This window comes from Enhygromyxa salina (assembly GCF_000737335.2).
GTDB classification, from domain to species: domain Bacteria; phylum Myxococcota_A; class Polyangia; order Nannocystales; family Nannocystaceae; genus Plesiocystis; species Plesiocystis salina_C.
Genome location: NZ_JMCC02000126.1, coordinates 14,418 through 37,082 on the forward strand (window position 1 = coordinate 14,418; position 22,665 = coordinate 37,082).

17 protein-coding genes are annotated in these 22,665 nt (G+C 67.6%); 11 read left to right on the top strand and 6 right to left on the bottom strand.

All coding sequences use genetic code 11. The annotated features are described in order from the left end of the window. Nucleotides 1-104 precede the first annotated feature (104 nt). Nucleotides 105-950 carry a DNA-formamidopyrimidine glycosylase family protein gene (locus DB30_RS35225; protein WP_052557496.1) on the top strand — a complete coding sequence of 282 codons (846 nt, stop codon included), beginning with the start codon at nt 105-107 and terminating at the stop codon, nt 948-950. A 93-nt stretch (nt 951-1,043) separates the two neighbouring features. Here the strand turns inward: DB30_RS35225 and DB30_RS35230 are convergent, their stop codons facing one another. From DB30_RS35230 to DB30_RS35250, 5 genes are all read right to left on the bottom strand, one after another. After that, nucleotides 1,044-1,184, bottom strand: coding sequence for a hypothetical protein (locus DB30_RS35230; RefSeq protein ID WP_153258459.1), 141 nt, complete (start codon nt 1,182-1,184; stop codon nt 1,044-1,046). A gap of 24 nt (nt 1,185-1,208) precedes the next feature. Then, a complete protein-coding gene (locus DB30_RS35235) occupies nt 1,209-1,409 on the bottom strand; it encodes a hypothetical protein (RefSeq protein ID WP_052557497.1) in 201 nt (66 codons plus the stop codon). 198 nt (nt 1,410-1,607) lie between these two features. Further along, nucleotides 1,608-2,237, bottom strand: coding sequence for an RNA polymerase sigma factor (locus DB30_RS35240; RefSeq protein WP_052557499.1), 630 nt, complete (start codon nt 2,235-2,237; stop codon nt 1,608-1,610). A 46-nt stretch (nt 2,238-2,283) separates the two neighbouring features. Beyond that, nucleotides 2,284-2,700 (bottom strand): hypothetical protein, encoded by a 417-nt coding sequence (locus DB30_RS35245; protein ID WP_052557501.1) that lies wholly within the window; start codon nt 2,698-2,700, stop codon nt 2,284-2,286. A gap of 16 nt (nt 2,701-2,716) precedes the next feature. After that, nucleotides 2,717-5,260 carry a protein kinase domain-containing protein gene (locus DB30_RS35250; protein ID WP_052557505.1) on the bottom strand — a complete coding sequence of 848 codons (2,544 nt, stop codon included), beginning with the start codon at nt 5,258-5,260 and terminating at the stop codon, nt 2,717-2,719. A 194-nt stretch (nt 5,261-5,454) separates the two neighbouring features. Between DB30_RS35250 and DB30_RS35255 the strand changes: the two genes are divergently transcribed. The 10 genes from DB30_RS35255 to DB30_RS35300 all read left to right on the top strand — a co-directional run bounded on the left by DB30_RS35255 (nt 5,455) and on the right by DB30_RS35300 (nt 20,647). Beyond that, nucleotides 5,455-7,344: a caspase family protein gene (locus tag DB30_RS35255; RefSeq protein WP_052557509.1), complete on the top strand. Its 1,890-nt coding sequence runs from the start codon at nt 5,455-5,457 to the stop codon at nt 7,342-7,344. Then, nucleotides 7,341-11,864, top strand: coding sequence for an nSTAND1 domain-containing NTPase (locus tag DB30_RS35260; protein ID WP_052557511.1), 4,524 nt, complete (start codon nt 7,341-7,343; stop codon nt 11,862-11,864). Before DB30_RS35255 ends, DB30_RS35260 begins: the two co-directional genes overlap by 4 nt. Nucleotides 11,865-11,866: 2 nt before the next feature. Continuing rightward, nucleotides 11,867-13,279 carry an SIR2 family protein gene (locus tag DB30_RS35265; RefSeq protein ID WP_052557512.1) on the top strand — a complete coding sequence of 471 codons (1,413 nt, stop codon included), beginning with the start codon at nt 11,867-11,869 and terminating at the stop codon, nt 13,277-13,279. A gap of 300 nt (nt 13,280-13,579) precedes the next feature. After that, entirely contained in the window at nt 13,580-14,218 is a 639-nt protein-coding gene (locus DB30_RS35270; protein ID WP_052557514.1) for a hypothetical protein, read from the top strand. A 147-nt stretch (nt 14,219-14,365) separates the two neighbouring features. Further along, on the top strand, nt 14,366-15,703 hold the full coding sequence (locus tag DB30_RS35275; RefSeq protein WP_240480403.1) for an RtcB family protein: 1,338 nt from the start codon (nt 14,366-14,368) through the stop codon (nt 15,701-15,703). Next, entirely contained in the window at nt 15,700-16,365 is a 666-nt protein-coding gene (locus DB30_RS35280) for a peptide chain release factor-like protein (protein WP_052557516.1), read from the top strand. Before DB30_RS35275 ends, DB30_RS35280 begins: the two co-directional genes overlap by 4 nt. A 20-nt stretch (nt 16,366-16,385) precedes the next feature. Continuing rightward, nucleotides 16,386-16,814, top strand: a complete 429-nt coding sequence (locus DB30_RS35285) for a hypothetical protein (RefSeq protein ID WP_052557519.1) — start codon at nt 16,386-16,388, stop codon at nt 16,812-16,814. Between the two features lie 179 nt (nt 16,815-16,993). Further along, nucleotides 16,994-18,391, top strand: coding sequence for a hypothetical protein (locus DB30_RS35290; protein WP_146662049.1), 1,398 nt, complete (start codon nt 16,994-16,996; stop codon nt 18,389-18,391). Next, entirely contained in the window at nt 18,379-19,488 is a 1,110-nt protein-coding gene (locus tag DB30_RS35295; protein WP_052557524.1) for a hypothetical protein, read from the top strand. Before DB30_RS35290 ends, DB30_RS35295 begins: the two co-directional genes overlap by 13 nt. Nucleotides 19,489-19,498: 10 nt before the next feature. After that, complete coding sequence (locus DB30_RS35300; protein WP_052557526.1) at nt 19,499-20,647, top strand: hypothetical protein; 1,149 nt, start codon at nt 19,499-19,501, stop codon at nt 20,645-20,647. A gap of 2 nt (nt 20,648-20,649) precedes the next feature. Here the strand turns inward: DB30_RS35300 and DB30_RS35305 are convergent, their stop codons facing one another. Then, a complete protein-coding gene (locus tag DB30_RS35305) occupies nt 20,650-22,227 on the bottom strand; it encodes a myxococcus cysteine-rich repeat containing protein (protein ID WP_240480404.1) in 1,578 nt (525 codons plus the stop codon). Between the last annotated feature and the right edge of the window lie 438 nt (nt 22,228-22,665).

Consider the following 22,665-nt stretch of genomic DNA (forward strand, 5'->3'; position numbering starts at 1 on the left):
GCCCTCGGCCGGCCCGCAGACCCCATGTGCCCGAGCTGAGCCGCGTCGCGGCGCGGACAGCCGGAACTGGTTCTCACCGTCGCGCGTGCTAGAGCACGGTCGCCGTGCCCGAAGGCGACACGATCCACCGCATCGCGGCGGCCCTGCGACCGGTGCTCGACGGCCAGACGCTCATCGCCTGTACCTGCGAGCTCGCGGCCGTCGACGACTGGCAGATCGCCGGCCGTCGTGTGGTTCGCGTCGAAGCCCGCGGCAAGAACCTGCTGATCCACTGCGCGCCACTGGTGGCCCTCGCGGCCGAGGGCGAGATTGCCCGCCGCGCGGATCAGCTGCCGGTCGCTATCTGGACCCACTTGGGCATGAACGGGCGCTGGTCGATCCGCCCGGCGGGCAACGTCGCGCTTGGCTCGGGCCCGCGCCCGTCGCTGGCCCTGCACACCCAGACCCACGCGGCGATCTGCCGCCAACCCGAGATCCTGAAGTTCCTCGGTCCCCAAGGCTTGCTGCGCAGCCGCATGCTGGCCCAGCTCGGCCCCGATCTCCTCGATCCCGGCGCCGACCTCGACGAGGCCGTCGCCCGCCTGCGCGCGCTCGGTGAGGTCGCGCTCGGCGACGCCATCATGCGTCAGTCCGCGGTCGCCGGGATCGGCAACGTCTACAAGTCCGAGCTGCTGTTCCTCGACCGCCGCGACCCGTTCGCGCCCGTCGCCGCGCTCGAGGCCGCCGAGCTGCGCGCGCTGCTCGAGCGCGCGCGCGACCTGATGCGCCTCAACCTCAATCGCGGCGGTCCCCGGCGCACGCGGTTCGAGGGCCGCGCGCGGCTGTGGGTCTACAAGCGCAGCGGTCGACCCTGCCGAGAGTGCGGTAAGTCGATCGAGATGCGCCGCCAGGGTCGGCTGGCCCGCTCGACCTACTACTGTCCGCGCTGCCAAAAACACACAGCGTCGTGATCGCTCGGCGGGCGACGTCGGTCACGCCTCGACCGCACTTGGCGTGGCCAGATTGGCCGGGTCCCAGGTCTCGTGGCCTCCGCGCGACTGGACTCAGGTGGACTTGGGCGGGAATCGACAGGCCGCGTGGCCCATGATCACATCGCCATCACGCGTGGCAGTGGGCGTGGGCAGCCAGCCGCGGGCGAGCCGGGCGTCGAGCAGGGCGTCGGCGCTCGGCACATGGTCCCACACGGCGACCGCCGTGAGCCCGCCCAGTCAGGTCGTGTCGTAGACCAAGAACAGGCCGTCATCCCAGGCCACGATCACGTCGAGCGAGTACTCGTCTTGCGTGATGATGTCGCTGACCATGCGCCAGCGAACGACGTCCTGCAGCATGTGGTGCCCAGCGAGGACGGCCTCGAGCCTCTCGAGCTGGTCGGGGGTCAGGCCAACCCGGTCCTCGAAGGGCAACGGCATCGTGGCAGTGTAGCAGCCACGCCTTGCGGGTCACCTCGTCGATCAGCCGACCGTTGACGAAGTCGCCCTCGAGGCCACTAGCCGACAGGCGAGCGTTGGGTGAGCGAAGGGGGCTCCGCCGCCGAAGCGAGGGGGCTTTCGAAAGCCCCCTTGAAGACATAGTCGGCCCGAGTCGAGCGCGCAGCGCTTGATTCGGGACTAGCCGCGCCGACGGCCCTGCTTGACCGCCACGCTGACCGAGGCCAGCCCGTGGGCGAGCTTTTCGTCTGTCCACATGCCCCCGTCAGGTCCAAGCAGCTCCATGAATTTCGCGAGCAAGGCGTCCCGCGCCGCGCTCATCCTGGACTTGACGGTGCCAACCGGGATCTCGAACAGGTCCGCCAATTCTTTGAACGCCAGATCGTGAAAGTAGTGAAGCTCGATGAGCTCTTGCCGCTCGCTTGGCACGCTCTCCAGCGCGTCGAGCATCAGCTGCTCGGCCTCGTTTTGGGCCAGGATCGAGGACTGCGTCCGACCGCTCACGGCCGCGAGCGACTCGGAGATTGGATCAAATGTGCCATTGGGCCGATGTAGCTTGCGCAGCGACTCGTAATATACGTTCTTCGCAATGCTGTAGATAAAGGTGCGCACCGTCGAGCGCCGCTCGAATCGGTCGCGGGCCGCGACCAAGCGCATGAACACCTCTTGTACGAGATCCTCCTGGTCGAGCTCGGACAGCCGCCGGGCGAAATACACGCGCAGATCGTTGAAGTAGCGCGCGACGAGCTGTTTCGCCGCGGCGTCGTCACCGTTGCACCAGCGCTGGAACAACTCGAGGTCGGGGTCCATCGGGGCGCTTCTAACACGCCGAAGGAGCCCCGACCACAGCCCAGACTCAGCGTCGAGGCCGATCGGGCTGCGCGTCGATCGGCGAGGCCTTGATGCGGATGGTCCGCTGCTTGGTCGCGGGCGGCGAAGCGTCGCTGGTCGCCGTGACGTCCACCTCTTGCTCGGAGGTCATCGGGCCAAAGTCGTAGTAGGCGTGGTCGGTGCCGCGCGTCCAGGTGATCGTTCCGGCGGCGTTGGTGTGCGCGGCGGTGATCTCCCAGTTGTCGCCACCGCTGGCGAAGTCCTTCAGCTTGACGCGAATGACCCCGGATGGATCGTCGAGATCTTCGTGCTCGGCGTGGAGCGCCTGATCATAGCTGGCGAGGCTGTCGCTGCCGTGAAGCAGCTGCAGCGCGGGGCTGGTGTCGAGGGTGCCATCGAGGTTGAGGGGGTCCTCACCGGTTACAAACAATGGATCGGTCATTGTGAAGCGTGCTCTCTCATTCGGTCGTGCCCGTGCGGGCGTTGGTGTTGGTGCTGGAATCGGGTGAATCGGGTGAACCCCGCAGCTCGAGCGCGGTTTTCTCTGATTGTGCCCGCGCAGGCGAATGGGGCAGCTGCTGCAGCCGCGTCAGCGCGCTCGCAGCAAACCGGGTGGCAACGGCGGGCTGGGCCTTGCTAGCGGCGAATTCCGCAATCGCCAACTCGAGCTGCGCAAACGCGAACTGCTCGCGCTCGCCGTCGGGGGCGGGGATCTGACGCAGCGCGTCCTCGAACTGTGGACCAAACTCGCCCTGAGCCGCAAAACCAAGGGTCGCAAACACCCACCCCTCGCGCTCGACCATGGCTGCGCGCGGGCGATCGGAGCGAAGCAGAGCAATCAGCTGGTCCCGGCGCTGAACCAACGCGGTGGATTCTTCCGCGTAGATCTCGAGCTCCAGCAGGACGTACGCCGCGGCCACGTGCAGATCATGTCCTTCAGTGGCGAGCACACGGCCGAGCAGCTCGCGGGCTTCGTCGGGCCGCTGATCTTCGTTGACGAGCAGCAACCCAAGACCAAAGCAAGCTTCGGCGTCGTCGCGGTCGAGAGTGAGGGCCAGCCGGTAGCTCCGCTCGGCGGCCGAGATCTCGCCCCGATCCGTGTTGATGTTGCCAAGGTTGACCAGCGCAGGAACGAGCTCGTAGGCAGAAGAGAACACTGCGTGACGCAAGACCACCCGGCGCTGCAGCGACAGGGCTTGATCTAGACGCCCCTGGTGACGCGCGAGCGTGGCCGAGAGCTCGACAAAGTCGGCGCGTCGGACACTCAGCAGCGGCTCACGGAACGCCCAGAGCTGATCTTCGACGAGCTCGAGCAGCTCGGCGCCGGCTTCGAGGTGCTCGCTGCGCCGCATGATCGTGGTCTTGGCCGCGCCGATGTTGGCCCGCAGCTCACGATCCTCATCTAGGCCGGCGGTGGCGTACCTGCGGGCCTGCTTGAAGTCAGCGACGGCGTCGGCGTAGTCGCCAAGCCATGAATTGGCGCGACCGCGATGCAGCAAGATCTCGGCCCGGTCGACGTTCGTTCGGGCTAGCTCGTCGAGGCCCTTGGTCGCGGCCCGCCGAACATGATCTGGGCTCAGGTTGACCTCGAGCGGCGCCAACGTCTGCTCGACGAAGGTGGCCATCTCGGGGGTCAAGGGCTGGCTCGGCCTCGACGCGAGCGCATCTTCGAACTCATCGATGAATTGCCCAATCTGCTCATGGGTGTAGTTGGGTATGGCTTCAATGGTCAGCGCGAGGGTGCGAAACTGGGTCTTGACCTGCTGTTCGAGCGAGAGGTTATTGGTGAGACACGCCTCGCGCGCGCCATTCTCGAGCTCGCGAATGTAGCGCTCGAAGTGGGCGGACGTCCCGGGTGAGGTGTGCTCGCTCAGCGCCGACCAATGGGGGCCGGCGGGCAATGCCGCGATCTCATCGGCGAGCTCACACTCTGGGTTGGCCGCGCGAAGGCCAAACCATCCAAACAGCAGACCTGCGATCGCGGCCGCGCCAAGCACACTTCCAAGGCCGGCGAGCACCAATCGCTTGGGCCGGCCAAGCTCCCGATCGAGGGCCGCGAGCAGCTCGACCATGCTGGCGTGGCGATCTTCGGGCCGCAGCGCCAACCCAACACGCAGCGCCCGACGCAGCCGCCGCGGCAACCACTCGCCGCCCCGGGGCTCACCGGCCATGGCTTCTAGCAGGGCCTTTGCGTTGACACCAACGAAGGGCCGCACGCCGGTGACACCCTCCCACAGGGACACGCAAAACGCGTACTGATCCGAGCGGGCGTCGGCGCGCTGGCGATCGAGCTGCTCGGGCGCCATGTAGCCAAGCGTGCCCAGCAGTTCACCCGTTCTCGTCACGCGCATCGACAGCTTGCGCGGCTCGCCGGGCTTGGGCTCCCCGGGTATTTCACTCTCGTCGAGCATGTGCGCGAGCCCAAAGTCGCCCACGCGGGCGTGGTCGTCCTCGCCCACAAACACGTTGTCCGGCTTGAAGTCGCGATGAACGATCCCGCGGGCATGGGCGAAGCTCAGACCCCGTCCAGCCTCGCTGTAGAGCCGCAGGCGCTCGCGCAGGGTGCAGCCCTTGCGTGCCTGCCGCTCGCGCAAGGTGACGCCCGTGATCAGCTGCATGACCAGGAACACCCGGCCGTTCTCGACCCCGGCGTCGTAGACCGTGACGACGTTGGCGTGATCGAGCTTGGCCAGCAGCTTGGCTTCGCGGCGCAGTCGCTCGCGCAGCAGATCCAGGTTGCTCATGGGTCGCGGCAAGACCAACTTGATCGCAACCTCGCGATCGAGCTCGATGTCGTAGGCGTGGTGGACTTCACCCATGCCGCCGTTGGCGATCCATCCGCGGATCTGGTAGCGGCCGATCGTGTGCGGTCGCTCGGGCGCTAGACCCAGGCGGGTGCAGACCCGCTCGAACATCGCCTGGACCTCGACGTCGAGCCCGGCGATCTCCGCCGGCATGGTGCTCTCGGCGGCGCCGCTCATGCTGTCGCGCGGGGTCTGCATGGGGTCGGTTCTACGATCACCGCGTGTAATTGGGGAACCGAACTTGCCTGCTCCGCTCCGCTCGCTTCGCCTTCTCATGCCAATGAGAGGTGGCGCTCGGCCACGTCTGGTTCAGCGCGGGCGGGTGAACATGCTCACGTGTTCGCGCGCGCGCCCGCTCAAACAACTTCGGCCGCCGTGTCACATCGGGGTTGATGAAGCACGCGTTGTTGATCGGCGTGGAGGACGATCACCCCGAGCAGCGATTTCGCCCAGGTCCAAGTCTTGCCGCAATGCAGGGGCTGTTGCGCGATCTGGGGGGCTGGACAATCACGCGAGTCGAAGCCGCGTCGGCCCAGCGCGCGGGGATCCTCGCCGCGCTCGCGCAGCTCGAGGCGCGCATCGAGCCCGACGATAGTTGCCTGTTCTACTTCGCCGGGCACGGTGGCATCGTCGAGATTGGCGACGCGAATCCACCGCTGGGCGGCCGCCCGGTGTTCTATATCACGGCCGCCCGACCCACTCCCGCGTGGAGCTTCGAGGCAGTGCTCGATATTGAGCTCTCCCTTGGCTTGGCGAGGATCGATCGGATTTGTGGCAATGTCAGCGCGATCTTGGATTGTTGCTATTCAGCGCGACTGGTCAGGGGGCCGATCTGGCCCCTGAGTGCGTCCCCCGCTTGGCTCCGCGACCTGGCCTCGCAGCTCGGGGACGCCCCGCTCGATCCGATCTCGCGCCCCCCAAGTCACCCCCGGATCCTTCGCTTGGCGGCCTCGTCCTCGCTGCGTCGGACCTTTCCGACCACGCAGGCAGACGGTCACCTTGGCCGCCTGACCCAGCTGTTTGTCGAGGTCGTGCGCGAGGCGGCGCTGCGGGTGGATCGCCTGACTTGGGACGCCGTGGTCCATCGGGTCCGCGAGCAAGCGATCTGGCTCCTGGGTTGCGAAGATCAATGGGTGAGCTTGGCGGGACCGCGTCGGCGGCTGGTGTTCTCGGACCGGGAAGCCCCGCTCCCCCGCACGATCGGGTTTGTGCCACGCGAGGGAGGTCGCGGTGGCTTCATTCGCGCGGGCGCGCTGCAAGGCGTGCAGATCGGTGATGAGTGGGGCCTGGCTGGGCTGACCCTCAACGACGATCTGCAACCCCGGTGGCAAGGTCGCCTGCGGGTCGTGGCCACGGATCTCAACCGCGCGCTGCTCGAGCCGGTTGGCGATGATGTGGCGGCGAAGCCGGGCACCAGCGCGCACCTGCTGGGGGTCCGTCAGCGGACACCCGTGCGCGTCATCGGCCCCGCGACGCTGGCGGCCGCTGTGCGAAACTCACCCTGGTTGGTGGTGGCCAACGGCGAGACGGGTGCCGCGGTTGACGTGCTGTGTGTGCACCACGAAACCCTGGAGACCCGCAGCGCCAACGATGAATTCACGCGATCCTGCTTTGCCGATGATGCGCGGGGCCTCGCGGCCGCGGTCGAGCAATTAGAGGACTGGGCGCGCGCACGATTGCTGCTTGGTGTGGCCCGCTCGCGCGCCCCCAGCGATGCGGGCCCAATTGTGGTGAGCTGGGGCCGCCACGCACCCGAGGTGGGTCGCAACACTTGCTGCGACCTCACAGATATGAAGATGCCCCGGGCGCACGTGGGCGATCGCTTGTATGTACGAATCTCGCGGACGAGCGAGCCCGGCGAATGGTTTGTGTCTGCATTCATGATCGACGTCGCGGGCCGCCCGAAGCTGCTCGACGCCAGCGAGCCTGACGGCCGCGAGCTCCTCAGTGGCGAGACGATGCAGATCGGCTGGCAGCCACATCAACCGGGACAAAGCCTCGAGCTGAGCTGGCCCAAGGGCGCGCGAGGGGAGCGAGCCCATCCCATGGCGATCGTGATCCTGGCAAGCCAGCGCCCGATCATGGTCGGGCATCTCGTTCCCGGGGGACACGATCACCAACTTCCGAGCGATCAGCCGCGGCCCCGCCGTGCACGCACGCGCGGGCACCTTTCGCAGCCACGTCCTCGAACCGGTCCCGAGCTGGCGCGCGCGTGGGCGGCAACCCTGATCCGCTGCGAGCTCGATCCTCGACCGCGCGCGCCAGCGGGCGGTGCCGCTTGAATCCACGCGCAGACGTCGAGGTGCCGATCGAGCTGCTCGAGGCCCGCGACCGGGGCGAGCTGATCATCTGCGTGGGTCCGGGGCTTGGGCGCAGCGCCGGGCTCCCGAGCATGGCGGAGCTGGCCACCAAGCTGCTCGCCGACGCCGAAGCGACCGGTCGTGAGCTCGACTTTGTCGCGCTGCGCGAGTGGATCGCTGCGGGCCGGATCAGCGAGAGCCTCGAGATCCTTCAGCGGCGGCTGGGCGCCCGCTTCGAGCGGGTCGTCGAGCGGGCGCTCGCGGATCGCGGTCGGCCGGTGCCGGACCTGGCGCGGGCGATCGCGGCGCTGGGTGATCAGCTGCGCGCCGTCCATACAACCGGGATCGATCGCATGGTCGAGCGCGCGTTCGAGGACCAATGGCCAAGCTTCGCGTCGCCGCGCTCCGACATGGCCCGCCGCACCAAGCTGATCGTCAAGCTGTGCGGGGCGCTGGAATTTCCCGAGACGTGGGTGCTGACCCGCGCGGCGCTCGACGCCGAGTTTGGCGAGCGCTCGCTTCGGCGCAGGCTGCTCGTCTGCGCGTACCAGGCTCACTGCCTGTTGTTCGTGGGCTTCGACCCGGCAGAGGAGCTCGCCGAGCGGCTGTTTTCTTCGATCGATCTTGGCGGCGACGCGCAGCTGCCAAGTCACTTCGTGGTGGTCGAGCGCTGCGGCATCGAGCAACGCGCGCTGCTCGAGCGCCGGGGGCTGCACGTCATCGTGGGGGAGCCGGTGGCCGTGCTCGAGGCCCTCGACGCGAGCGGCCAAGCGCGCGAGCTCGCACCAAGCCAGCGGCTGCCAGACTGCCCCTACCCCGGCTTGGCGTCCTTCGATGACGCCTTGGCGGGCGTATTTCACGGCCGCCGAGCCGAGGTCAGCCAGGCGGCGGCGCGGCTCGGGGGTCCCGCCTCACGGCATCGACGATGGCTGGCGATCGAAGGCTCGAGCGGTGTGGGCAAGAGCTCGTTTGTGCATGCGGGGCTGATCCCCGCGCTGTGCAGGGGCTTCGCAGAGGGCACGCCCACGCGCTGGCAGATCGCCAAGCTGCGCCCCGGGCGAGCGCCATGTCGGGCGTTGGCTCAGGCGCTGGTCTCGGCGTCCGCGCGAGCGGAGGTGCAGGACACCGAGCGAGCGCGCGTCGATGAGCTCGACAGCCCGGCGCGGGTCGCCGAGTTCGTGCGAGCGAAGACCGAAGCAGGGGTCGGCGTATTGGTCGTCGTCGATCAACTCGAAGAGATCGTGACGCTCGCGTCACCGGACGAGGGCGCGCGCTTCTCCGCGTGTCTGACGGCGTTGCTCGAGCAGCAGCTCATCTATTTGGTGACGACGCTGCGCGCGGACTTCACCGCCCTCCTGGCGAGCTCACTGCCACCGTTCGCGCGCCTGCTCAACGAGCGTGGCGAGCGACATGCGCTGGCCCCGATCTCCCGCGTGGGTCTGCGCGCGGCCATCTCCGAGCCCGCGGCCCAGCTCGGTGTCAGCTTCGAGGGCGACCTCGTCGAGCGGATCGCCAGCGACGCAGAGCAACACCTCCGCAGCGCTCGCCCCAACGCCGACGTCATCGTGCGCACCGACGATGCGGCGCTGCCCTTGGTCGCCCATGTGATGCGCGGCCTGTGGGACACCCACGCGCTCAGCCGCGGGATGATCACCTTCGCCAACTACGAGGCCCTTGGCGGCGTCTCGGGAGCGCTCAGCCGCAGCGCCGATGCCTTGCTGACCGCGCTCGATGCCAAGCAGCGCGCGTGCGTCAAGACGCTGTTGCTCGCCATGGTCAAGCTCGATGGCGGGCGCCTGGTTGGGCGGACCTTGCCCCGCGCCGAAGCCCTCGAGCTCGCCGGTGGTGGCGCGAAGGGGGAGCTGCTGCTGGGTGTGCTGTGCGGTAGCGCCGGCCCACGCTTGCTGGTCGCCCGACGCGAGGGGCAAGCGGCGCTCGTCGATCTGGTTCACGAGGCGCTGCTGCGCGAGTGGGACTGCCTGCGGGGATGGATCGCGGCGCATCAAGCCCAGCTCGCGCGCGACGAGGCGCTCGCGCGCCGAAGCGAGGACTGGATCGCCCAGGGTCGACCTCGGCGCAGCCTGCCCCGCGGCCCCGAGCGACAGTCGCTGCGGCAGGCACGGCCACACGGCCGCGACGCGTCGAACCAACGCGAATTTCAACGCGCGATGACCCGCGCGGCGTGGCTTCGCGCGGCCGGGTGGGCTGCAGTCGCCGCAGTTCTGGTGATCGTGGGCGTCATCGTGGACCACGAAATTCGGCGCCAAGCCGCGCTCACCCAGCAGCGCGAGGCCGAGCTTCACACCACCCGCTCGACGCTTGCGACGACCGAGGAACAACTTGGCAATCGAGAGCTGGACACCCAACGCAAGCGACGCCGCGACGAGCTCGCGCAGCTGCTGGCCGACGGCCGATGCAAAGAAGCGCTGTTGGGCACGCTCGACGCCCAGACAGACGACTCCCCGCAGATGCGCGAGCTGTTGCGGCGCGCCACCAGCTGCGAGGTCGTGCTCGGGGTGGTTGGCCGTACCCCGCCCACCGGCCACGGCGTGACAGCACTGGGCGTCAGCCCGGATCGGCGCGAGGTCTGGGCCGGAAGGGCCGACGGCAGCGTCGACCGCTGGGACCTCGAAGCTCACCAGCACCACATGCTCGAGGGCCTCACCGATTCGGTCCGCCACATTGTGTTTGCGCCAAACGGCAAGCTCGTCGCGCTGTCCGGCGCAAATGGCCGGACGACGCTGACAGACAGCGTGGGCAGCCCAACCGGCGTGTCGCTGCAAGGACTGGAACCCAGCTTCTCAACAAGTAGCCGCCAGCTCGCGCTGCGCCAGACGAAGAAGCGCGTGAGCGCACACGATGCCGTGAGCGGCGAGCAGCTGTGGGCGGCACAAACCCAGCACAGGGCGACCGGCATCACGGCCGGCGACGACACCCTGGCCCACGCAACCAGCACCCAGTCCGGCAGCGAAGTCGTGATTCGAGCGATGCGGTCCGACGCTGTGCTCGATCGCGTGGCGGTCCCCAGCTACCTGCGCGACTTCGCGATCTCGCCCGACGGGCGATACGTGGCGACCACCGCAGACGACAACTTCACACGAACCTGGGATCTCACGACGGGCGAGGAGGCCACGGCCGTCAAGCTGAACTTTCCCAATGACGGCAAGGCCCTCAAGTTCGTGACCTACGCGCCCGACGGGTCGATGCTCGCAACGCTTCAGTCCAAGAACAGCGTGCTGATTGGCGACAGCACCCTGCATCCGCTGTGCACGATCGACGAGGTCGACCCCGCCGCGCCAACCATGTTCGCGCCTGACAGTCGCTGGTTCGTCGTGATCGGTCTCGACCATGATCTGCAGCTGTGGGATCCAGGCACCTGCGAACGGGTCGCGCGCGTGGGTCTGAACGGCAAGCTGTCGGCGCTGTCCTTCACCCCGCGCAGCGACGAGATCGTGGCGGGGTTCGAAGACGGCAGCCTCGTGCACTTGGCCCTCGACGCCCGCGACTGGTGGAAAGATCCAGCGCCTCACTATCAGGGGGTCAAGGCGCTGCGCTTCTCCCCGGTAGATCCCCGACAGCTCGCGTCCGGCAGCTCTGCCGGCAGCGCGCATGTGTGGTCCATTGGATCCACCGATGATCTTCCACGCAAGCTGCAACACCACGGCTGGGTGAGCGCGCTGGGCTTCTCGGCCGACGGCACCCAGATCTTGGCCTACTCCGATCAGGGAGCGCTGCTTCGGTGGGCGCTTGGCGCGAACGCAGAGCCGAGCGCGGCCGCGACCCCAGCAGGGTGCGCCTCGCGGTCTGCCGCGATCACGCCAAGCTCGACCCTGCTGGCGCTGCTGTGTCCGGGCGACGGCGCGTTCGTGGTCTGGGACATCACCCAACAGCGGGCGGTCCTCGAGGGGCCCACGGGCATGCGCGCGCGCACCCTGGAGCTCTCCAACGACGGAACCCAGCTCGCGATCGGCGGGGACGACGGCGCGCTCGGGCTCTGGCAGTTCCCGGCGTCTGGCGGGGCAAGCTCACCGCTTCGGCTGGCGGACCACCACCAACACGTGACCAGCCTGGCCTTCGACGCGAGCGGGAGCAAGCTCGTGAGTGGGGGCAGCGACGCGACCGTCGTGGTCTGGACGCTCGACGATCTCGAGCGTCCCCAGGTCCTGGCCAGCGACGCCATGGTCGGAAGGGAGATCGAGTCGGTGGCGATCGCCTCGAGCGGCGCCCTGATCGCGGCGGGCGACAAACACGACGGTGTGATCGCGCTGTGGGACGCGAGCGGGCGCGCGCTCGACCACGCCGCCACGGGCTGCAATGGCCACGCCGTCAGCACCCTTCGCTTCTCGCCAGACGATCAGCTGCTCGCGGCGGGCTGCTCCGACGGCAGCGTCCGGACCTGGCCGATCGCCGTCGCGGCGCAGATCGAGTTCGCCTGCGCTCGCCTGGCGCGTACCCGCGGCGACGAACCCGTCTCCCAAGCGTGCCTCCCAACCCAAGATTGATCATGCGTACGTCCATCGACCTCGACCAGCTCCGCGCCCTCGCGACCCCGCTCGTCATCTACGTGGGTCACGAGCTCCCCGGCGCGGCGGGGTTGCCGACACGCCGCGAGCTCACTCGCCTGCTGCTCGACGCGCTCCCCGAGCAGACCTCGGCGCAGCGCCGACGCGAGTTGGCGGAGCTGAGCTCGCGTGGGGACCTTGGCGACGCGTTCACGGAGTTCGAGCGTGACTTGACCCGCGCGCGCTTCTGCATGGTCGTGGAGCGTGCCCTCTGTGATGACGGGTTCGAGCCGCCTGCGCTCGCGCGGGTGCTCGCGGGACTTGGCCCGCGCGTGAAGGGCATCGTCACACCCAACCTCGACCGCCTGCTCGAGCGCGCGTTCGCGTCTCGGCTGGTCACCCACGTGCGCCCGAGCATGGGCCTGGTTCAACGGGCCAACTGGTTGCTCAAGACCCATGGAACCCTGCCCGATCGCTCGACGTGGGTGTTCACCCGCGAGCAGCACGCCCAGGTCGCGTGGCGCGATCCGATTCACGCCAAGGTCCTGTCGTCCTTGTTCATCGCCACGCCCATGCTGTTCGTGGCCACGACCCTCGACGACCCGATCTTCAGCGCGATCGTGGACCAGACCCGCGGCTTGTCCGAGGGCGCGCCGCCACGCCACTGGGCGCTGCTGCGAACGGCGGCGCTCAGCTCGGCGGGTCGCAGCAAGCTCGACGAGGCCGGCATCTCGGCGATCACCTGCGACTCCGACGACGAGATCCTGCGCGTGCTCGCCTCGCTGGCGCCAGACCCCAGCGCGGTCCCGAGCTTGCCCGCGCGTACGGACGGGCGCAGGCCGACCGACCGTTTGGTCCGCATCCTGTTCGTGTCGGCCAACCCGCAAGACCTCGACAGCCTCGCGGTGGATCGTGAGCAACGCGTGATTCAAGCGGCGATCGCCCGGGCCTCGCGGCGCGACGAGATCGTGCTCGAGACGCGGGCGGCGGCATCATTCGCGGATCTGTCGCGCGCGCTGCTCGAGCAACAATACGACGTCGTGCACATCGCCGGTCACGGTGAGGGGCTGGGGATCATCCTCGATGACGGCGGCCGAAAGCTCGTGCCACCCGCCCAGCTCGCCGCGCTGTTCAACGAATACGCACATCCCCGCGGCCGGCTGCGCTGCGTCGTGCTCAATAGCTGCTTTAGCTCGGCGGCTGGTCGGGTCCCCACGGCGGTCCCGGTCCTCGTCACCATGCACGGCCCGCTCGACGACCGCGCCGCGCTGGCGTTCTCGGAGGGCTTCTACGACGCGATCGGAGCGGGGCACGACTTCGCGGCCGCGTTCCGCGAGGCGGACCGCCGGGCGCGGACCTCGACCCCCGGCGGGCTGTTCGACGCCGTGTTGTTCGAGCACGAGGGAACGAGCTGACGAGTCGGTCTCGCCCAGTCGTCGTATAGGACGATGTTTAATTGGTACGCGTCGATGCACGAGCGCACGATGGTCGCACTCGGCGCGTGCGCCATGATGCGGTGACCAGAGTTGGCTAGTCGCACCTTTGCCTTGTGCCCTGGTTTTCGCGAGACTGGGGGTCACATGCGACTTGGTGAAGCAATCGAAATAGCCCGACGCTACAGATCACACGCGCGGCCCCAGGCCGCGTGGTCCTTCGAAGATCTACCGACCGTCATCGACGCCCTCACTGACCGGGGCTCGGCGACGGTCGCTGTCGTGTTGGTGCTCGACCGTGATGGCGCGCTCACAGAGGCGCTGCCAATGGCCCACCCGCACCGCTCGCGCGTGTTTCAGCGCAGCATCTCGCGCAAGCTGGGCGAGCCGTGGCCGGCGTTCGTGGCTCGCGCGGGCGTTGAAGCCAAGGCGCTGCCGGGCGAGCTCCGGCAAGAATTCGAAGATGCCGTAAACGAGCTCGCACTGCCCGCTCCGCACCAGATCTGGTATCGGCTCACGTGGAACAGCGAGCCCGAGTGGGAGCGAAATCGCGGGCTGAACCTGATCGAGCTCGAGCGCGGCAACCCGGGTGATCCACGCGTGGGCCGCGACGCCAACGGCGTCCGCTACCTGTTTCACCACGACCACAACGACACCACGCTCGGTCGCCACTTGTTCGATCACGCCGAGCAGCTGTGCGCCGACCTCGAGCGCGTCCGTGGTCCGCTGATCGAGTTCGTCCGCGCGCAGCAAGATCACGCAAAGCCAACGCTCGAGGCGTTCACGCTGCGGGACACGGGTGAGCCCGCGTTCGAGGTCACCGCCTACCTGCGCAACGCTGACGCCAGTGGCTATTGGGCGGTCCGGCTCGAGGACTTCGCCCCCGTGGAATGCGGCTTGGTCTCGGCGATCCCAGGTTAGCGGCTCCCGCTTCAGCGGTGAATCATTCCTCGAGTCGGTGAACCTTTCATCGATTCAGGCTGGTGAGCTTTTCATCATCAGCTCGCAAATATCAATAATTTCAACTACTTAGGTGTAGGAACAGGTCCTGCTCTGTGCCCACCCATCATGGGCACTCTCGAGACCAACCCTCCCGCCTCGCGCGGGGCCCGGCTTCCCCGCGAGGCCATGGACAATCGGGTCATGTCCTCCGCGCGGCTCCCCGAGCACGCCACGGTGATGGCCAACGAGCAGGTCTGGATGGAGGGCGCCGCGATCGAGCAGCTCGCTCGGGTGGCGACCTACGAAGGCTGCGCGCGCGCGGTTGGGATGCCGGATCTGCATCCGGGTCCAACGGTGCCGATCGGCGTCGCGCTGGGCTTTGACGGTCGCATCATGCCGGCCCTGGTCGGCGGCGACGCGGGCTGCGGGGCCCGGGTGATCACCTTCGCCAAGCTCAAGCTCAGCGGTGATCGACTCGAGCGGCGCGTGCGGGAGCAGACCGAGGCGCCGCCGCTGCCCGAGGTCGACCCCGTCGCCGCGCTGCGAGCGGTGTGGCGCGAAGGCCCGCGAGGGCTGTGCCGCGTGCCGGGTGTCCCCGCGTCGCTCGTCGAGCTCGCGCAGCGCTCTGACGCGGACGCCAGCGACAACCTGCCGGCGAGCGGCGAGCTGCCCGAGGCCTTCGCCGAGCTCGCCGCCAACTACGGCTCGTCGCTGGGCAGCGTGGGTGGTGGCAACCACTTTCTCGAGCTGTCGCAGATCGACGCGGTCTACGGCAACGCCAACGCGAGCACGCAGGCCAAGGATCGCTGGGGACTGCGCCGCGGCGACTTTGCGGTGCTCGCCCACTCCGGCTCGCGGGGTCTGGGTCGCGCGCTGGCGCTGCGCTGGGGGCAGCGCTGCCTCACCAGCCCCGCGGACCGCGACGCCTACCTGACCGAGCTCGCGGGCGCGTGTCGGTTTGCGCGGGCCAACCGGCTGGTGCTGTGCTGGCGAATGCTCGACGCGATCGGTGCCGCCAAGCCCGGCCGCCTGCGCGGCAGCTTTGACCTGACCCACAACGACGTCAACCTCGAGCGCGCCAACGGGCGTGACCTGTGGGTCCATCGCAAGGGCTGCGCGCCCGCCCACGCCGACCAGCCAACCGTCGTGCTTGGCACCCGCGGGACCGCGAGCTACGTCATGCGCGGGCTTGGGCACGAAGGCTGCCTGTGCTCGGTCGCGCACGGTGCCGGGCGCCGCATGACCCGAAGCGAGGCCCGAGCCAAGGTCGCGCACAAGCACAAGCGCAAGACGCTGACCCGGACCGCAAGCGGCTCGCGGGTGATCTGTGACGACAAGAACCTGCTCTACGAGGAGCACCCCGACGCGTACAAGGACGTCGAGGTGGTCGTCGATAGCCTCGAGCAAGCCGGCGCGGCGACGCGGGTGGCCGCGCTCATGCCCCTGGTGACGGTGAAGCGATGAACGCGGTGCTGATGATCAGCGCGGGCACGGGGCCGCGAGAGGTTCGAGTGTTTGTCGCGGCGCTCGGCGGAGCCCTGCAGGCGCTGTGTCGTGCGCGTGGGCTCGACCGGGGCGCCGTCGCGTTCATGGGCGATGAAGCGCAGCCACGCTCGCTCGAGCTCGAGCTGGGCGACCTCGCCGATGCCCGGGGCGCGCTGGGGGATCTGCTTGGCACCCACGAGCTCGTGATGCCGCGCCTGCAGCAGCGCCAAGGTCGATCCAGGGGCGCGCGCAAGCGGTGGTTCGCTGGCGTCAGCTTGCACGCGCGACCGGCCGCGCTGCCGGGGGATCCCGCGCTGCTGCTCGATCCCAGCGAGCTCGAGATCCGCTGCGACCGCGCGGGCGGGCCCGGTGGTCAGCACGTGAACACCTGCGCCAGCGCAGTGCGAATCGTGCATCGACCCAGCGGACTCGGGGTCCGGGCGACCAGCGAGCGCAGCCAGCACGCCAATCGCAGGCTGGCCCTCGCGCGCCTCGCTGGTCTGTTGCAGGCGCAGGCCCAGGCCAACATCGCGCTCGGCGAGGCCACCCGCCGAATGGCCCACTATGAATTCGAGCGCGGCAGCGCCGTGGCCCGCTGGCGATTTGGCGGCCGACGCGGTGAGCAGCTGATCCGAGAGTGAGTGAGACCATGCGTACTGACATGAACAAGCTGTTGTGCGAGCGCCCCCGCGGTGGCTGGCGGCTCAAGACCCTGCGCGCGTCCAAGCATCGCCGCGAGTGGGAGTCCGAGCCCACCCATGGGCGAATGCCCGGTAAGGTGCGGCGCAGCAAGTGGCTCAATGAAAACCTGCAGCCGCTGCGGCGGTTCTTGCTCAGCAACCTCGGGCGGCCGTGGGATCAGGTCTACTCCGAGCTTCGCGCGAATCTGCGGGTTCGCAAGGCGATCGATCTGCACATTCTTCAGCACCTCGAGCGCATGGTCGCGCTCGATGTTCGCTACGAGGGGCGCGTGCCGATGGTCCTCGATCGAGACGGGTGGCGGCCGATCTACGGGACCCGCTGGCATGAGCTGTATGTCTGCCCCCGGACGGGGTTGCTGCGGCGGTATCAGGGTAAACGTAGAGGGTGACGATGGATCAGCTCGCGCCTGGGGTGCGATGACAACGTGGGATTCGCGAAGCCATGACAACCGACGTGAACTTGATTGGGATTAGGCGATCGGGCTATTTCACCGAATGCCTGTCTGGGTGTCAGTGACACGAAAATGTTGCCATGAGCGTGTGGGGGTAGATCGAGTAGACCCCAGGCGTGATGTCGACTCGCGCTCACGCCCACCTTCAGCGGGTATCCCTCGCCGCATCGCTCGCCGCGCTAGCGATCGGAGGCTGCAAAGACCCTGTCACCAAGGACCCAAGTTCGATCGATTGCACCCAACTCGAGGGCGGTGAGCAGGAGACTGGAGAGTGCGAATCAACCAACGCAACCGCGGGGGACGAGACCGGGACGCTCGAGACCGGTGGCCTCGAGACCGACACGGGCGAAACTGGCGACGGCACCCCCAAGCAGATGGCATCCGACGAATGTCACCACAATCTCTCCGGTCCAGGCGATATCGGCATCCAGTACCAGTGCGCGGGAGAGCTACACGCCCGCCTCGATTTCTCGGTCGGCGGAAAATCGTGCGCCGACCTGCTCGGGGCCGGGTGGTGCGAGCAGAGCAACTACTTCGACGAAAACATTCAACCCTACGCCGCGGCCGAAGTCATCGCGTGCTGCGGCAAATTCGACTATCAGCATACAGATGTATACAAGCGGTATTGTGCATACGACATGTATCAGCAACTCTGCATCACGCTCGCCGAGCGCCTGCAAGCCGGCGTCAATGACGGTTCATTTGGCATTTTTGCCAAGAAAGTCGCACCTATCCAGGTGTGGATCGCGCAAAACTACAAGGAGTGCTTCGACAGCTTGCTGAACAACAACTCAGCGAAACTGCCGCAGGTGGTGTCGCACTGGACCCTCGGCGACTTCGGAGACGTGACCGGTGTCGTGGTCAGCGTCACGACCCCCACCAAGATCGACGGCGTGAGCCTGCCGAAGGACGAGAGTGAGTGGATCTCGTGCACAAACGCCCAAGGCAACAACGATCAGATCTTCGAAGACGGGCACACCCCCAACGGCGGCATCTTCGTGGGTGTCGATCTCGCCGTTCCGCTCGACGCTGATCTCGCAGGTCCGTCGATCCTCGGGGGGGCGGTCACGGCGGCGGCGAGCTTCGACGCTGTGTGCGGCCCCCGGGGTTGCCCGGCCGCCGCGTTCTCCTATGACGCCAATGGCACCGGGTTCACCCTCGAAGAGTTCGACGTGTTCGAAGACGACGCGGTGGTGATCACGAACGGCGTCGCGTCGCTGGTCGCGGAGCGGGTGCAAGTGCGTCTTTGGAAGCAGGCACTCGGGTACAAGGTGATCGAGCCTACCACCGGCCATGTTTTGGGCTATGAGATCCCGGAGGGAGCCGCGCAATTCGTGGTATCCGGTGTCGACGCCGCCGAAGGGTCCAACCGTTTCATGGCCATCAACTCGACCGACATATGGCTGACCAGGGAGCCCAGCGCCTGGAGCATCGACAGCTTCGATGTCGAGTTTGAGGACGGCAGCGGCAGTTCGTGGACACTCACGTTCGGGGACAGCCGATGGGTCGACTGAGCGCGATCGCTGTGGCGGGCATCATCGTGCTCTTGCTCGGCAGCAGCGCGTGCACGGAACCATACGAACCAAACTGGCTGTTCCAGGGCGAGTGGATCGACATTGACGGTCGTGACCGCACCGCGGACGAGACCTGCGGAGGGACCTTCGCATACGTCGACGCCTACGCGGGTGCGCTCGCGGGGGAGTTCGGCGTGACAGCGCACCTTGGGCCGTTTCGCTGGTACTCGCCCGAACAATACGCCGCTGAGCTCCCCTGCGGCGACGACATCTTGGCCTGCTATCTCCCGAGCGCTCGATGCATCCACTCGCCTGTGCTCCCACTCGACCATGAACTGGTCCACATGGCTGTCGCCGCCACGGTGAGCTGCCCTGACGTCCTCAACGAAGGCTTGGCGGTTTTCTACGACAGCGCCTTCGGGCGGGACACCAAGACCAGCAGTTTCGAGCTGTTGGTGGACCTCATGGAAGCTCCTTCCCACCCCAGCGGCTCCGTCGAATACGGGATCGTCGGCCGCTTCGCGGCCTACCTCGTGGAGCACTTCGGCGTGGACGCGGTGCTCGATGTCTGCCGTGTCACCGGCCGATACCCCGACGGCCCAGCCCTGTCCGCGGCGCTCGAGTCCGTGCTCGGCAGGACGACCCAGCAACTGCTCGCGGACTTCAAACCCGCGCTCGGATCATCCTGCAACCGCTTCAAGGACTATCAGTCGCGCGTGTTCGCGTGCGGGGCAGCCCAGGCTGCGCCCGACCTTGGCCTCGTCAGCGTCGACGGCGAGCACAGGATCGAGGAGACCTTCACGGTCGACTGCGCGAACGACATCATGGCCGGCCCGCTAGGCGACGAGATGTGGCTCACCCGGCGCTTCGAGATTGACGCCGACGAGATCTACATTCTGGGAATGTGGGGCCTAGATGACGGCGAGGAAATACCTGGAGTCGAGCTGACCGTGGCGAAGTGCGAGCCCTGCGGAAAGGTGCTGACGGCGCCAGAAGCATTCATTGGTCCAGAGCAGCTCGACGCGGGTCGGTACGCGCTCGAGCTGCGGGCGCCCGCTGACTTTCGCGGGCGCGTCTACGTGAAGATCCAGCACTGAAGTCCCGACCATGAAGAGGCGAAACTACGCCAAGGCCGACATCTGGAGCATCGAGAGTCGAGTGAGCGCGTTCGGAGCAGCGGGCATCATCGTGCTCTTACTCGGCAGCAGCGCGTGCACGGAACCATACGAACCAAACTGGCTGTTCCAAGGCGAGTGGATCGACATTGATGGCAGCGACCGCACCGCGGACGAGACCTGCGCGGGGACCTTCGCATACGTCGACGCCTACGCAGGTGCGCTCGCGGTGGAGTTTGGCGTGACAGAGCACCTTGGGCCGTTTCGCTGGTACTCGCCCGCACAGTACGCCGCTGATCTCCCGTGCGGTGACAACATCTTCGCGTGCTATCTACCGAGCTCCCAATGCATCCACTCGCCGCTGCTTCCACACGACCATGAAGTCGTCCACATGGCTGTCGCCGCAACGGTGAGCTGCCCTCACGTCCTCAGCGAAGGCCTGGCCGTGTTCTATGACGGCCAGTTGGGACGGAACGCGAAGTCCAGCGACTTCGATCTGTTGGTGCCGCTCCTGGAAGCGCCCTCGCACCCCCGCTATCCCGCGTACGGAATCGCCGGCCGCTTCGTGGCCTACCTCGTGGAGCACTTCGGCGTGGACGCGGTGTTCGATGTCTGCCGTATCACCGGCCGATACCCCGACGGCCCAGCCCTGTCCGCCGCGCTCGAGTCCGTGCTCGGTATGACGACCCAGCAACTGCTCGCGGACTTCAAACCCGAGCTCGGATCATCCTGCAACCGCTTCAGCGACTTTCAGGCGCGCGTGTTCGCGTGCGGGGCGGCACAGGCTGCGCCCGACCTCGGCCTCGTCAGCGTCGACGGCCAGCACAGGGTCGAGGAGACCTTCACGATCGACTGCGCGAACGACATCATGGCCGGCCCGCTAGGCGACGAGATGTGGCTCACCCGGCGCTTCGAGATTGACGCCGACGAGATCTACATTCTGGGAATGTGGGGCCTAGATGACGGCGAGGAAATACCTGGAGTCGAGCTGACCGTGGCGAAGTGCGAGCCCTGCGGAAAGGTGCTGACGGCGCCAGATTCGTTCAGTGGTCCACTGCAGCTCGACGCGGGTCGGTACGCGCTCGAGCTGCGGGCGCCCGCTGACTATCGTGGGCGCATCTACGTGACGATTCAACACTGAGCTCACAGCCCGCGCAGCCCCACCAGCCAGTTCCCAGCGCTGCCCGGTCCCATGCCACCAGGGCCGTAGGTGTCCAGGTTTAGCGCCGCCCGGTTGTCACCAAAGAACCCATTGCGCGGAACGATCGCCGCGTTCTGCCCCTCGCCAACGCGGGCACTACACAGCTGGGTGCCATCGCTGGCGAGCTGAATCACCCACGGCCGCGCGGCCGAGTTGATCCCAAAGTCATGCGTATAGGTGCCGGTCACCAACACGTCGCCGTTGCTGTCAAACGCGACCCGCGGCGAGATGAACGGCCCCCCCTCTTCCCACGGCAGCAGCTCGGGCGAGAGCCCCCACGCCAGCTCGTGATCGGCGTACATGAACGCGCCAAAGTGGTGAAACTGCGTCGCGGGCCCGATCACGTTGATGCCGATCGCAACCTCGCCGTTGGGCCCCGCCGCCAGATCCCAGACCCGCTGCTCATAGGCGTTGCCTGGATCCGGCAGCGGCACGCCCGACCACAAGCTCGCGCCGTCGCTGGGATCGAGCTCGATGATCGTCGACTCGAAGGTCTGCCAATCAACCCGCACGATGCCCCCGAGCCACAGCCGATCCCCCGCGCCCACGGCGACCTTCACCGCCTCGTCGAGCGACCAGCCGCCGTTGAGCTCGCCCGAGAACGTGCTCGTCCAGACCTCGCTGCCATCGACGAACGAGCGGCGCTGGGCCTCGATGTCCTTGTCGTTGGGGGCGACCACTTGGGTCCGCGTGACGACCGGATCCCCGGCCGCGAGCACCGACAGATCCATGGGTCGCAGCTCGGGATCATCGCCGGGCAAGTCCACGCGCCACACGACCGAGAGATCATCGACGGCGAAGCGGGCCAGCCAGTACGACTGCACCGGGGCCTCATCAACGACCAACACCTGGGTGGTCGTGCCAAGCGCGAGCAGATCCTCGCCGCTCGCGGTGATCTCGACAGCGGTGATCTGGTGGGTCTGCGGCAGCTCCACGGTCCCCGCGGAGCCAAGCGGAGCGCTCTCGACCGCGCTCTCGAACTCGCTCTGCATGTAGCTGGTGTAGCGCAGGCGACCCACGCTCCCGGGGATCTCCACGTCGCCCGCGAGCTCGATGCGCCCGAACGGCAGCGCTTGCATGGCCTGCACGTCAAACCACCCAGCTGGGATCGTGATGTCGACCCAGTACTCGATCCCGCACGCAGAGATGCACGCGCCCGAGCAGCCGTCGCCGTCGGCCATGTTGCCGTCGTCGCACTCCTCGCCCTTGTCGATGTTGCCGTCGCCACAAAATGGCTCGGGCTCGCCGGTCTCGGACTCGGACTCGCTCTCTGAGTCGGACTCCTCGGCGATGGTGACGGTCGTCATCCCGGGCGTCGTGTCGGTGCTCGACTCGGCGCTCGAGCTGCTGTCACTCTCGGTGGCCGTGTCGGCGGAGACGGTGTCGTCGTTGCAAGCGAGCGTGAGGCTCAGCGCGAGGCAGACAGAGTTCGCGGCGCGAGACGAGCCAATCCACGAAGCCGTCCGCGAGCAGGCGAGAGGCCCTCGCCCGAGCTGAAACCAGTGGGGACGCGTGTGCACACGCGTATCATGCCAGATCGCCCGAGCCGACCTCGAAACCTGCCGCCTCCCACCGCTGCTGTCAGCGTGGGCGAGCTTTCTCGCCGGCCCGCGGGCGCCTTGGTGCCACGTGGCGAGGAGCCACCCCGGCGGCCCGACACACGCGGTGGCGTCTCTCACGCTCGTCCAAACGCCCGGCCCGATGTCCCGGACCGTCGGTCGCAACCCACCCCGACTGTCGGTCTTGATGAGCGAGCTGTGGCCCCGCTGCGCTCGAACTGTCGGTTCGCTCGGACAGTTGACATTGACAGGCTCTCTGCGCGGCGCCTAGCCTGATCGATAACCATGTGGGATCAGCTCATCGAAGATCCGCTAGCAGCCCGTGGTGCAATGCATCGCGTCGCGCCGGGATTTTCGTCGAGATTGAGGAGCCGAAACGCAGCTGTACCGGGCGTACTG

Excerpts from the sequence above, each read along its gene's own strand:
- DB30_RS35235 (WP_052557497.1), bottom strand. The coding sequence starts at position 1,409 with ATGCCGTTGCCCTTCGAGGACCGGGTTGGCCTGACCCCCGACCAGCTC.
- DB30_RS35240 (WP_052557499.1), bottom strand. The coding sequence starts at position 2,237 with ATGGACCCCGACCTCGAGTTGTTCCAGCGCTGGTGCAACGGTGACGAC.
- DB30_RS35245 (WP_052557501.1), bottom strand. The coding sequence starts at position 2,700 with ATGACCGATCCATTGTTTGTAACCGGTGAGGACCCCCTCAACCTCGAT.
- DB30_RS35250 (WP_052557505.1), bottom strand. The coding sequence starts at position 5,260 with ATGCAGACCCCGCGCGACAGCATGAGCGGCGCCGCCGAGAGCACCATG.
- DB30_RS35255 (WP_052557509.1), top strand. The coding sequence starts at position 5,455 with ATGAAGCACGCGTTGTTGATCGGCGTGGAGGACGATCACCCCGAGCAG.
- DB30_RS35265 (WP_052557512.1), top strand. The coding sequence starts at position 11,867 with ATGCGTACGTCCATCGACCTCGACCAGCTCCGCGCCCTCGCGACCCCG.
- DB30_RS35275 (WP_240480403.1), top strand. The coding sequence starts at position 14,366 with ATGGGCACTCTCGAGACCAACCCTCCCGCCTCGCGCGGGGCCCGGCTT.
- DB30_RS35280 (WP_052557516.1), top strand. The coding sequence starts at position 15,700 with ATGAACGCGGTGCTGATGATCAGCGCGGGCACGGGGCCGCGAGAGGTT.
- DB30_RS35285 (WP_052557519.1), top strand. The coding sequence starts at position 16,386 with ATGAACAAGCTGTTGTGCGAGCGCCCCCGCGGTGGCTGGCGGCTCAAG.
- DB30_RS35295 (WP_052557524.1), top strand. The coding sequence starts at position 18,379 with ATGGGTCGACTGAGCGCGATCGCTGTGGCGGGCATCATCGTGCTCTTG.
- DB30_RS35300 (WP_052557526.1), top strand. The coding sequence starts at position 19,499 with ATGAAGAGGCGAAACTACGCCAAGGCCGACATCTGGAGCATCGAGAGT.